11 protein-coding genes and 1 tRNA gene are annotated in these 11,785 nt (G+C 69.8%); 5 read left to right on the forward strand and 7 right to left on the reverse strand.

The window, feature by feature from the left end; genetic code table 11:
- The first annotated feature begins 140 nt into the window (after window positions 1-140).
- Window positions 141-413 (forward strand): 30S ribosomal protein S20, encoded by a 273-nt coding sequence (rpsT, locus tag RIE08_05015; GenBank protein ID MEQ8716953.1) that lies wholly within the window; start codon window positions 141-143, stop codon window positions 411-413.
- 39 nt (window positions 414-452) lie between these two features.
- Here the strand turns inward: rpsT and holA are convergent, their stop codons facing one another.
- From holA to RIE08_05045, 6 genes are all read right to left on the reverse strand, one after another.
- Window positions 453-1,463, reverse strand: a complete 1,011-nt coding sequence (holA, locus tag RIE08_05020; GenBank protein ID MEQ8716954.1) for a DNA polymerase III subunit delta — start codon at window positions 1,461-1,463, stop codon at window positions 453-455.
- On the reverse strand, window positions 1,460-2,314 hold the full coding sequence (gene folP, locus RIE08_05025; GenBank protein MEQ8716955.1) for a dihydropteroate synthase: 855 nt from the start codon (window positions 2,312-2,314) through the stop codon (window positions 1,460-1,462). Before folP ends, holA begins: the two co-directional genes overlap by 4 nt.
- Window positions 2,315-2,373: 59 nt before the next feature.
- Complete coding sequence (locus RIE08_05030) at window positions 2,374-4,218, reverse strand: ComEC/Rec2 family competence protein (GenBank protein MEQ8716956.1); 1,845 nt, start codon at window positions 4,216-4,218, stop codon at window positions 2,374-2,376.
- Window positions 4,215-4,856 carry a helix-hairpin-helix domain-containing protein gene (locus RIE08_05035; GenBank protein MEQ8716957.1) on the reverse strand — a complete coding sequence of 214 codons (642 nt, stop codon included), beginning with the start codon at window positions 4,854-4,856 and terminating at the stop codon, window positions 4,215-4,217. The genes RIE08_05030 and RIE08_05035 overlap by 4 nt, the downstream gene beginning before the upstream one ends.
- Before the next feature lie 188 nt (window positions 4,857-5,044).
- Window positions 5,045-5,386, reverse strand: coding sequence for a hypothetical protein (locus RIE08_05040; protein MEQ8716958.1), 342 nt, complete (start codon window positions 5,384-5,386; stop codon window positions 5,045-5,047).
- 21 nt (window positions 5,387-5,407) lie between these two features.
- Window positions 5,408-6,121 (reverse strand): tetratricopeptide repeat protein, encoded by a 714-nt coding sequence (locus tag RIE08_05045; GenBank protein MEQ8716959.1) that lies wholly within the window; start codon window positions 6,119-6,121, stop codon window positions 5,408-5,410.
- A gap of 98 nt (window positions 6,122-6,219) precedes the next feature.
- On the opposite strand from RIE08_05045, the gene RIE08_05050 reads away from it, so the two are divergent.
- Entirely contained in the window at window positions 6,220-7,089 is an 870-nt protein-coding gene (locus tag RIE08_05050) for a PAC2 family protein (protein MEQ8716960.1), read from the forward strand.
- An 18-nt stretch (window positions 7,090-7,107) separates the two neighbouring features.
- On the forward strand, window positions 7,108-8,178 hold the full coding sequence (locus RIE08_05055; protein ID MEQ8716961.1) for an LLM class F420-dependent oxidoreductase: 1,071 nt from the start codon (window positions 7,108-7,110) through the stop codon (window positions 8,176-8,178).
- A 16-nt stretch (window positions 8,179-8,194) separates the two neighbouring features.
- On the opposite strand, the gene leuS is transcribed toward RIE08_05055, so the two are convergent.
- Window positions 8,195-10,669, reverse strand: coding sequence for a leucine--tRNA ligase (gene leuS / locus RIE08_05060; GenBank protein ID MEQ8716962.1), 2,475 nt, complete (start codon window positions 10,667-10,669; stop codon window positions 8,195-8,197).
- A gap of 91 nt (window positions 10,670-10,760) precedes the next feature.
- Between leuS and RIE08_05065 the strand changes: the two genes are divergently transcribed.
- Together RIE08_05065 and RIE08_05070 are read left to right on the forward strand one after the other, a co-directional pair.
- Window positions 10,761-10,834, forward strand: a tRNA-Ala gene (locus tag RIE08_05065).
- Between the two features lie 485 nt (window positions 10,835-11,319).
- A complete protein-coding gene (locus RIE08_05070) occupies window positions 11,320-11,751 on the forward strand; it encodes a hypothetical protein (protein MEQ8716963.1) in 432 nt (143 codons plus the stop codon).
- Window positions 11,752-11,785: the final 34 nt, after the last annotated feature.

The following is an 11,785-nucleotide window of genomic DNA, read 5'->3' on the forward strand; positions in this document are numbered from 1 at the left end:
TCGAACGCGGCGGGGGTCACACGGACGGCGACGCGCCCGACGGTAGCGCGAGGGTGCCGCTTTCCGGCCCGGCCGGTAGCATGCGACGTCGCCCCTGCGGAAGGGGCTGCGCGTGTCGAAACACCACCCTGAGGACAGTCGTGGCCAACATCAAGAGCCAGATCAAGCGGAACCGCCAGAACGAGAAGCGCCACGAGCGCAACAAGGCCGTGCGCTCAGAGATCATCACCCGGACGCGCCACGCGGTGGAAGCCGTCACCGAGGGCCGCGACGACGCCGAAGAGGCCACGCGTGCGGCCATCAAGCGCATCGACTCGGCCACGTCGAAGGGCGTTCTGCACAAGAACACCGCGGCGCGCAAGAAGTCGCGCCTCGTCAAGCGCCTCGGCCGCATCGAAGCCGAGCGGGACTGACTTCGGGTTCGTCGCGACGCAACGCGTCGCGACGGACGCTCACCGGCGGCGCGCCGTCGCCGCCAACCTCGCCACGAGGATCTCGATGATCGCGTTCGGTTCCAGACCGCTCGCGCCACGCAGATCCAGATCCGCCGTGGCCAGCCACGCGTAGCACCGTCGCAGTCCGGCCGGTCCGATCGCGTCGAGATGACGCAGGACCTTCTTTGCCGGGAACGGCTTGATACCGAGAATCGACGCGGCTTCGCCCTCCGTCGCCGCCCCGGTGCCGTCGAGTCGGAGCAACCGCTCGAAATGGTTGTGCAGCGTCGCCATGATCTGCAGGGGATGGCGCTCCCCCACCCCGGTCATCTCCCCGAGTCGTCGTAGCGCCAACCCGACGTCGCCCTCGGCGATCGCATCGGTCAGTTCCCAGGGCGGTCGCGCTCCCGACGCGCCGAGGTAGGGCGCCAGGTCCTCTTCGTCCACCGGGGCCGACCCGAAGGCACCCCGTAGCGCAGCGAGGAGCGGCAGCAGTGCCGCCACGTCCTCGCCCAGATGCTGGGCCAGGCGGTTGGCCGCAGCCGGTCTGAGGTCGACGCCCGCGTCGGAGGCCTGCTCGGCGATCCAGGGCTTCATTCCACGGCCCGAGGGGACCCCGATCTTCGTGATCGTGCCTCCGGCCGAATCGATCGCGTCCTTCAGGGACTTCGGCAGCGCGCCGACGCGCTGCTGGTCGGGCGCCTTCTCCCACACCAGCACGATCGCCGTCGTCTCGAGCGGTGCCTCGAGGTACCGCACGAGGGCGGCGACGCTGTCCGCCCGTCCGAAGCGACCCATGTGGTGACCGACGACGACGCGGTGTTCCGAGAGGAACGGTGGTGTCTGCGCGGCGTCGACGAGCGGGGTGATGTCCGGGTCCACGCCACCTCCCCAGGCGGCGTCGTCGAGTTCGGTGACGATGAGCGACGCGTCGCCGTCGCCGACGAGCGCCCGCACCCGTTCGGTGACCTCGGCGGCCAGCAGAGACGCCTCTGAGCCCTGGAGCACCTGGATGGGCGGCAGGCTCATGTGCCGGCTCCGACGAGTTCGGCCCGGGCCGCGAGGATGGCGGCCATGCGGTCCACGACCCGACGCGAGCCGGCGACGTCGTGGGCGCGGAGGACCCGGCACCCGAGGGCGATGCCGAGGACATGGGCACCGATCGTCGCCATCCGTCGGTCGTCCACCTCGGTGCCGGTCAGCCAGCCGAGGAACCGCTTGTTGGAGGCGGAGAGGAACATCACGTGGCCCGACCCGGCGAGCTCGTCGTGGCGTCGGAGCAACTCGGCCGACATCGCCTCGGTCTTGCCCAGGTCCAGGCCCGCATCGACCATCACCCTCTCGGGGGGAATGCCGGCCTCACGTGCCCACCTGGCCCGTTCGGCGAGGAACGAGGCGACCTCTCCGACGAGATCGTCGTAGTGGGGATCGGGGTCCGGGACCCGCGGCGCGAGCCGGACGTGGCACGCCACGACCGAGGCACCGTTCTCAGCGGCGGCCAACAGGTAGTCCGGATCGGCGAATCCCGAGATGTCGTTGCCCACGTGGGCGCCCGCTTCGTAGCAGGCACGCGCGACGGAGGCCCGGAACGTGTCGACCGACAGGGGGATGTCGAAGCGGTCGGCGAGTGCCGCGATGGCCGGCACCACCCGATCCATCTCCTCGGCCTCGGTGACCTCTGGACCCGGACCGGCCTTGACGCCACCGACGTCGAGGAAGTCAGCCCCGTCGGTGACGTGCTGCTCGGCCTTGCGGAGGAACTCGTCGAAGTCGAAGTACTGACCGCCGTCGAAGAACGAGTCCGGTGTGCGGTTCAGAATTCCCATCACGAGAGCCTTGTGGGTCACGTCGAAGCGGTGATGACCGAGCTCGAGGATCACGCTGCGACGCTAGCGCGCCACCCCGGCTGCCCACTCGGCCATCCGGCGGGCCCTTGCCCTCATGTGAGGACGGAATCGTCGTCCACACGAGGCCCCGTGATGGTGACATCCAGTGGATCGTCATCGGTGACCGTCACCTCGAAGGGACCGAACCGCAGGACCGATCCCGGCGTCGGCGTGACGGCCGACGGGATCCGGTGACCGGAGCGCCCCCAGACGATTCCCGTGTGCGCCCGGGCGGTCACGGCTTCGAGGTGATCACGGCCGACCGAACCACCCGAGGCGATGACGACGAGGTCCACCCTGCCGACGCGATGGGTCCTGAGGTGCTCGGCCAGATCCTCCGGGGAGGTGCGGGGACCGACCACCAGGATCGTGACGCCGTCGGCGTGGACCATCGACGAGTCCCGCCCCACCTCCCCGACGCCGTCGGCGGGTGCCCCCACCGACACGACCGCGGCCAGAACCACCGCCAGCGCGGCAAGCGACGCCGCCAGCCGCAGCGTCCGCGGCCGCGCGAGGTGCCACACGGTTGCTGCCACCACGAGGACCCAGACCCCTCCCACACCGAGCGTTCCGACAGGAAGGCCGGCCGCTGTCGAGGCAACGGTGTGCAGCCACCACGCGAGAACCCGGGTCGGAACGTGCAGGACAGCCGCCACCACCGACGGAGCGACCCCGGCCGCGAGGCCAGCGGCGACACCCCAGGTCATCATCGCCCCGGCCGCCGGACCGGCCAGGAGATTGGCCGGCAACGACACCAACGACACCGTCCCGAAGGTCGCGACCAGCACCGGAGCAACGGCGAGTTGGGCCGTGACGGTGACCGCCAGCGGCAACGCCATGAACCCGGCCCCCTCGAAGCGCCGGGCGAACGGACCCGCCAGCCACACGATGCCCGCCGTCGCCGCCACCGACAGCTGAAACGCGACGGAGAGCACCAGCAGCGGCCGGTACAGAACGAGCCCCGCCACAGCGAGAGACAGCACCCGACGCGACGAGATCTCCCGACCCATCAGATCCGCCGTCGCAGCGATCGCCGCCATCACGGTCGCCCGCAGCACCGACGCCTCGAAGCGCGTGATCGTCGCGAACAACCCAAGCACCGCGAGCACCGCCACCCAGCGCCCGGCGATCCGAAGCCGCATGATCAACGGCCGACTCAACGCCAACACGAACGCCACGTTCTGTCCCGACACGGCGAGCAGGTGAGTCAGCCCGGCCGCACGGAAGTCGTCGGCGACGACGGCCGACTGGTTCCTGTCGTCGCCGAAGACGACGCCCGTGAACAGGGCGTGCTCGTCCTCGTGAAGCGACGAGGCGCCGTCGACGAGCAACCCACGCACCGCGTTGGCGATCCGGTGGTGCGCTGCTCCTGGCGACCACCGCCCCACGTCGTCCACGGAGAGGCGGGCGACCACACCCCGCGCCCGCAGCCACGGCGCATCGGTGGGGGCGGGACGGAGTTCGCCTGCGACATGCACCACCTGCCCCGCGAGCCGGTCCCTCAGCCTCGCGGCAGCGGCGCCGTATGCCCACGCCTCGGCGTGGTGGCCATCGACGAGCGCGTCGACCCGGACTCCGATCCCCACCGGCTCGGGGTCGGTGAGGAGCCGGGCGTCGCCGGCCACGTCCGAAGAAGCGGGGATCGGCTCCACCGCCGCCTGGGCCCGCGCCGACAGCACCGAGGCGAGCACGAAGGCAGCAAGGCACAACAGGGCCGGTCGACGGACGACGAGCGCAGCCACCAGGCCGATGGCCGCCGGGAACCAGGGACCGCCAACAGCAAGGAGGGCACCGCCGACCACCGCCGCCGCGAGGACGTGGACCCAGCCGTCACTCATCGCCCGCACCGCTCCGCCGCCTCCCGTGGCCTCGGTGGCGCCCGGGAGGTCGATACTCACCGGACCGTCACGAGGTCACGGAGGGCATCGAGGCGCGTCGGTCCGATGCCCGCCACGTCCAGGAGGTCCTCGACGGAGGCGAAGCGCGCCTCCTCCCGCCGGGCGATGATCGCCGCGGCGATCGTGGGACCGACGCCGGGGAGGCCCTGCAGCGCAAGTGAATCCGCGGTGTTGAGGTCGACCGGCCCGCCACCGGCGGCTGCACCTGAACCACCGACCGGTGCGACGATCTCCTCACCGACGCGGGGAACGTAGACCCGTTCGCCGTCCGCGACGGGAGCTGCGAGGTTCAGCCGGTCGGTCTCGCCGTCGACGGTGGGACCTCCGGCAGCGGCGACCACATCGGCGACCCGGGCGCCCGCCTGCACGTGGTAGACGCCGGGAGCCACGACGGCCCCCGCCACGTGCACCACGACCACATCGGCCTCACCACCGGGCGTCGGGTCCGGCAGGACCGTTGCGCGGGGAACGTCGGCGGTGTCCAGGCGCGCCGGCGGCGCGTCGGAGGCGGTCGCAAGCCAGACGACGCCGCCGACGGCGACGACGACCGCGGCGATCACCACCCACACCAGAGGCGATACCCGCGACGCGGCCTCGCGGGCCCAGTCGGCGAGACGGTCTCTGATGTCGGGGACCACCGGGCGGGGCGGACTCTCGGCGGGGCGCGCGAGGTCAGGGGTTGGAGAATCGTCAGAGGGATCGGGTTCCCGCGGCGGGCCCATCGCTGCTCCGGTGTGGGGCGGGTGCGCGGGGAAGCGGCAACGAACGCGGGGGAAGCGGGAATGAGCCCAGGGGAAGGAGCGCCTACTCGGCGCCGAGTCTCAGCCTAGGTGCGGCGGGACGTCCAGGGAAGAGGGTCCTCTCCCCGACCGTGCCGCCTGGAGACCCACTCGGCCTCGATCTCGTGGGGGATCCGCCGGTAGGCCGCCCGGTGGGACCAGCCACGGGACCGCCCGAGGGCGTAGTACCCGAGGTAGCCGATGAGGAAGCGCACGACACCGAGACGGCGCCACTGCGCAACATGGACGGCTTCGTGGCGCAGGAGGCCGACGGAACCGGCCGCTCTGCGCCGCACCGACACGACCGAGCCGATGGTGATGGCCGACGAACCGGGCGGAACAGGTCCGCCGATCAGAAGCCAGTAGCCGTCACGCCGCTCGAGCTTCACGGTGCCGGCTCGGCGATCGACTCAGTAGATCGCCGAGGTGAGACGGCGGCGGTACTCGGCGGTCCTGGGGTCGTCGGGTCCCAGCAGTTCGAGCACGTCGACGAACTCCTGGCGGGCGGCGTCGGCATCGTCACCGCGGGCGGTGATCCGCGCGAGCAGTTCCTCGAGCTTCGCGTCGGCGCCGGCGGCGGCGTCACGACCGGCGCGGGCGAGCGCGGCGACGTGGCGGGTCTCGGCGCTCTCCGGGATGCGCTCGAGAAGCGTCAGTGCCTCCTCGCCACGGTCCTCGTCCACGAGCAGAGCGGCGAGCGCCGTGGTGGCGCCCTCGTGGCCGGGATCCAGTTCCAGTGCACTTCGCAGAGACGCTTCGTCGCCGAGCGCGATCAGCGTGTCGACCTCGTTCTCCTCCTCCGTGGGGAGGAGACGGTCCACGAACTCCTGAACCGTCGGCTCGGGCTGCGCTCCGACGAAGCCGTCGACGACCTTGCCGTCCTTCAACGCGTAGACGGCCGGGATTCCCTGGACCTGGAAGGCCTGGGAGACGCCGGGGTTCTCGTCGACGTTCACCTTGGCGAGCTCGACCTTGCCGTCGGTGGCGGCGATCACCCGCTCGATGATCGGCCCGAGGGTCTTGCAGGGTCCGCACCACGGGGCCCACAGATCCACGACGACGGCCACGTCGTTGGAGCGGTCGATCACCGCGGTCTGGAATGTCTCGTCTGTCACGTCGGTCACGGCTGTGTTACTCATCGTCTCGCTTCAACATCGCTGAGGGGTCGGACCATTCCCCGGACGGGCGGTCGCTCACCCTCCAAGATAGGTTGAGGATGACGATGAGCCCCCTGGTACGCGACCGATACCCGTCACCCGAACTGACCGAGCCGGTGCTCGTCATCGGCCTCGATGGCTGGGTCGACGCGGGTTCGGCACAGACGATCGCCGTCAAGGCGCTCCTCGCCGCGGGCCATCCCACACCTGTCGCGACGTTCGAGACCGACATGTTGCTCGACTACCGGGCACGTCGTCCCACCGTCGAACTCGACGCCGGTGTCCCCTCCCCGCTGGAGTGGCCCGCGGTGGAACTGACGGCGCTGTCGGACGCCGACGGACGCCACGCTCTCCTCCTCCACGGCGCGGAACCCGACTACTCGTGGCGTGGCTTCGTCGCCGAGGTGATCGACATCGCGCTCGCCCACGACACCCGCGAGGTCGTGAGCCTGGGGGCGTACCCCGCCGCGGTCCCCCATACCCGCCCGGCACGGTTGTCGGGGTCGAGCCCGTCACGGCGCCGCATCGAGAGTCTCGCTCTCGACGCCGGTTCGATCATCGTTCCGTCCGGCCTCAATGTCGCCGTCGAGGAGGCCGCTGCCGGACAGGGCCTACCGACCATGGGCCTGTACGCCCAGGTCCCTCACTACGCCTCGGCCATGCCCTACCCCGCCGCGGCGAGCGCGCTGCTCGACGGCCTCGAGCGGGCCACGGGACTGGTGTTCGGGGCCCCGGACCTCGTCACCGACGCCGCCGCGATGAACGAACGGCTGACGGGCCTGCTCGAGGCCGAGCCCGAGCACCTGCACCTCGTCACCCGCCTCGAGGAGGCCTACGACCGCATGGTGACCGCCGCGGCCGAGGGCATCCCGAGCGGTGAGGAACTCGCTGCGGAACTGGAGCAGTTCCTGCGCGACCGTGATGAGCGGAACTGACATGGACGGCCCGTCAGCGTGCAGTCCGCAACGGGGCCCACTGGACCGAAGTTGCCGACCCGACAGGGAGAGACTCCGATGAAGATCGACAGCGGAATTCCGGTCGAACTGGACCAGGCGGGGCCGATGGCGGCCCACGTCGAGGCGCAGGGCTACGACGGCGGTTGGGTCTTCGAGTTGAACAGGGACCCCTTCCTCCCGTTGACCCTCGCGGCCGAGCACACCGAGACGCTCACGCTCGGCACGAACATCGCGGTCGCCTTCGCCCGCAACCCCATGCTTCTCGCCAACATCGGCCGTGACCTCGCCGACTACTCGCAGGGGCGGTTCGTGTTGGGTCTGGGCACCCAGATCAAGGCTCACATCACGAAGCGCTTCGGCATGCCGTGGAGCCACCCCGCGGCGCGGATGCGCGAGATGATCCAGGCCGTGCACGCCATCTGGGACAGCTGGGAGACCGGCGACCGCCTCGACTTCCGCGGCGAGTTCTACTCGCACACGCTGATGACACCGATGTTTTCGCCGGGGCCGGCACCCCACGGCCGTCCGCCGATCTACATGGCCGCGGTTGGCCCCCTGATGACGAAGGTCGCCGGCGAGGTGGCCGACGGCTGGATGAGTCACGGCTTCCAGACCGAGAGCTACCTGCGCGAGCACAGCCTCCCCGCGCTCGAGGAGGGGTTGGCCGCCTCGGGACGCGCCCGGGACGACATCGCCATCACGATGCCGGCCTTCACGGTCACCGGCGACTCCGAAGAGGAACTCGCCGCGGCGGCCACGGCCGTGAAGGGACTGATCGGCTTCTACGGCTCAACGCCCGCCTACCTCCCCGTGCTCGAACACCACGGCTGGGGCGACGCACAACCCGAACTCAACGCCATGTCGAAGCAGGGCCGGTGGGACGAGATGGGCGACGTGATCGACGACGAGATGCTCGAAACATTCGCCGTGGTCGGCACACCGGAGGAGGTGGGCGACGGCCTGGCATCCCGCTTCGGCGACGTGCTCGACCGCATCACCTTCTACGCCCCCTACGAGGCCTCCGAGCAGGTGTGGACACGCGTCGCGGATCGACTGCGGGCGTCCTGACCGTCCCCTACGTCACCTAAGGGACGATGTTGACCAGCTTCGGTGGGCGGGCGATCACCTTGCGGGGCTGAGCACCGTCGAGGAACTCCTGCACCCGCTGCGACGCCAGGGCCGCAGCGACGGCGTCGTCCTCGCTGATGTCGACTGCCACGTCGATGCGGTCCCGGACCTTGCCGGCCACCTGGACGACCATCGTGACCGAGTCGACAGTGAGCATCGCCGGGTCCGCCACCGGCCAGGGCTCCCCGTGGATGTCGCCACCGCGGCGGCGCTCCCACAACTCCGCCGAGAGGTGCGGCGTCATGGGCGCCGTGACGAGCAGCAGCGTGTCCACGGCGTCGGCCAGGACCGCCCCGTGGGGACCTTCGTCGCTCTGGACGTAGCGGTAGAGGTCGTTGGTGAACTCCATGCACGCGGCGACGGCGGTGTTGTAGGACCACCGTTCGAAGTCGTCGGTGATGCGGGCCATGAGCCGGTGGGTGCCCTTACGGACCTCGGTGTCGGCCGGGGTCTCGTCACCCGTGCGGGCCTCGCCGACGATCTCGGGATCGCCCACTGCGAGGCGCCAGACCCGGTTGACGAAACGGTGGCAGCCCTCGAGTCCGAAGTCCTCCCAGTCCACGTCCTCCTCGGGCGGCTTCACCTGGAGGATGGCCAGGCGCAGCGAGTCAGCACCGAACTCGTCGATGATCGCCTCGGGCGCCACCACGTTGCCCTTGGACTTCGACATCTTGCCGCCGCCCATCCGGACCATGCCCTGGGTGAAGAGGCGCCGGAACGGTTCGCGCAGCTCCTTCGGGGCGACGCCGACGTCGGCGAGCGCCTTGGTGAAGAACCGGGCGTACATGAGGTGCAGGATCGCGTGCTCGACGCCGCCGATGTACTGGTCCACGGGTAGCCAACGGCGGGCCGCGTCGAGGTCGAAGGGGGCCTCGTCGTTCCACGGGTCCGCGAAGCGCAGGAAGTACCACGACGAGTCCACGAACGTGTCCATGGTGTCGGTCTCGCGCCGGGCCGGCCCGCCACAGTCCGGACACGTCGCGTGAAGGAAGCCCTCGTGGTGGGCCAGCGGGCTCTGACCGCTGGGCAGGAACTCGACGTCGTCGGGGAGTTCGACGGGGAGCTGATCCTCCGGGACGGCGACGATCCCGCAGTCGTCGCAGTACACGACCGGAATCGGACATCCCCAGTAGCGCTGGCGGGACAACAGCCAGTCCCGGAGGCGGAAGTTGATCTTGGCGGTGCCGTGGCCCTGCTCGGTCAGCCAGGTGATGGCCTTCGCCTTCGCCTCTGTCATCGACAGGCCGTTCAGCCAGTCGCTGTTGATGGTCGGTCCGTCGCCCGTGTAGGCCTCGCCGTCGAAGTCGTCGGGGGGCTGGACGGTGCGGATGACATCGAGACCGTAGGCCTGCGCGAAGTCCCAGTCACGCTGGTCCTCGCCGGGGACCGCCATGATCGCTCCGGTGCCGTAGCCCATGAGGACGTAGTCCGCGAGATACAGCGGGACGGGGCGTCCGGTGAAGGGGTTCACCACCTCGGTGCCGGTGAAGACGCCGCGCTTGTCGGCGGGGCCCTCCTCGGAGAGTCGCTCGATGTCGGAGCGCCCGGCCACCTCGGCGACGAAGGCCTCCACCTGCGCGTGCTGGTCGGGGGTCGTGAGCTCGGCCACGCGTGGGTGTTCGGGCGACATGACCGCGAAGGTCATCCCGAATGTGGTGTCGGGGCGCGTCGTGTAGATCATCAACGGCTCGGCGTCGCCACGGGGGGAACCGTCGGCCGCGGCGATCGGCAGGCCGAACTCGGCGCCCTCGGAGCGACCGATCCAGTTGCGCTGCATGATCTTGACCTTGTCGGGCCACTCGAGGTCGTCGAGATCGTCGAGGAGTTCCTGGGCGTACTCGGTCGTCTTGTAGAACCACTGGTCGAGGTCCCGCTTCTCGACGAGGTCTCCCGATCGTTCGCAGGTCCCGTCGGCGAGCACCTGCTCGTTGGCGAGCACCGTCTGGCATCCCGGGCACCAGTTGACCGGGGCGAACTTGCGGTAGGCCAAGCCGGCCTCGAAGAAACGCAGGAAGATCGACTGCGTCCAGCGCATGTAGGCCGGGTCGTGGCTCTTGACGATGCGGCGCAGGTCGTACACCGCGCCGAGGCGCTCCAGCGACGAGGAGAGCTCGACGATGCGGGCGTCGGTGAACGGCCGCGGATGCTCGCCGCTGGCGATGGCGGCGTTCTCGGCGGGCAGCCCGAACGAGTCGAACCCGATGGGCGACAGGACGCCGTCACCGTTCATCGTGCGGTACCGCACGAGCAGGTCCCCGAACGTGTAGTTCCGCACGTGGCCGATGTGAGCCGGACCGCTCGGGTACGGATACATCGACAGCACGTAGAACGGCGGACGGGGGTCGTCGTTGTCGATCTCGTAACGGCCGTCGTCACGCCAGCGGGCCTGCCAGCGGGGCTCGACGGCGGACGGGTCGTAGGCATCGGCCATGGCGGTCGATGGTACCGACGCGGCCACGGCCGTCCGCCCGCTTCGACGCGTCGAACCGCGCGAACACGCTGATACGATCGCAGGTCCCTACGGGGCTGTAGCTCAGTTGGCTAGAGCGCTTGCATGGCATGCAAGAGGTCGTGGGTTCGATTCCCATCAGCTCCACTTCGATCGCCCGGGCCGCAGGTCCGGGCGACGTCGCGTTCCGTGGCCTGTGCGCCTGCCCCGATCAGAGCCAGAAAACACCCGTCGAGCACGTCGAGTTCGACCGCCGCGGAGATGGCGTCGTCGCCAGGCCCCCCGCCGACTCTCCGGTCGGCGCCTGATGGGCGCGCCCCGCAGCGGGAAGTTTGAGGCGCTGCACAAGCGCCGCCACCAGGGGACTCGACCGATTGGAGCCTAGCCAGGTCTTCTTCGACGGGCCCTGAATGGGGTTCGGCATTCACCGATTTCGCGGCCGTGGTCGCGATGCAACTCTCAAGCCTCCCTGGGGCTTGGATGCGATCCCCAACGAACCTCGTCGTGGACAAGCCCGTGGCAGTACCCACGCCTGTTGAACTTGGCGTACTCCGACCGGCGCAGATGGCAGCGGCACGGCGCCAGACCGTAGGCTGACCCGGGAATACGGCGGAACTGGGAGGATGTCAACGATGAGCGATACCTCACAAGGTGATGGATGGTGGGAAGCCTCGGACGGAAAGTGGTATCCGCCCGAATCGCAACCGAACTACCCGCCGCCCCCCGAGGCAGGCACACCCGCTGCAGACCCGCCGCCCCCCGAGGCAGGCACACCCGCTGCAGACCCACCCGAAAAGCGGAAGGGATGCCTCGGCCGGTTCCTATGGCCCGCGCTTGGGGTCATCGTCGTGCTGGCAATAGTGGGAGCGATCATCGGCGCGCTCGCCGGGGGCGACGATGACGACGATGCCAACACGACGGCGGGTTCCGACAACCCGACGCCGACAGCCACAGAAGAGCCAACCGAAGAGTCCACACCGACAGCCACAGAAGAGCCAACCGAAGAGTCCACACCGACAGCCACAGAAGAGCCAACCGAAGAGTCCACACCGACAGCCACATAAGAGCCAACCGAAGAGTCCACACCGACACCGACCG

It is taken from the genome of Acidimicrobiales bacterium (genome assembly GCA_040219085.1).
GTDB lineage: Bacteria > Actinomycetota > Acidimicrobiia > Acidimicrobiales > JAVJTC01 > JAVJTC01.

Excerpts from the sequence above, each read along its gene's own strand:
- holA (MEQ8716954.1), bottom strand. The coding sequence starts at position 1,463 with ATGAGCCTGCCGCCCATCCAGGTGCTCCAGGGCTCAGAGGCGTCTCTG.
- RIE08_05050 (MEQ8716960.1), top strand. The coding sequence starts at position 6,220 with ATGAGCCCCCTGGTACGCGACCGATACCCGTCACCCGAACTGACCGAG.
- leuS (MEQ8716962.1), bottom strand. The coding sequence starts at position 10,669 with ATGGCCGATGCCTACGACCCGTCCGCCGTCGAGCCCCGCTGGCAGGCC.
- RIE08_05070 (MEQ8716963.1), top strand. The coding sequence starts at position 11,320 with ATGAGCGATACCTCACAAGGTGATGGATGGTGGGAAGCCTCGGACGGA.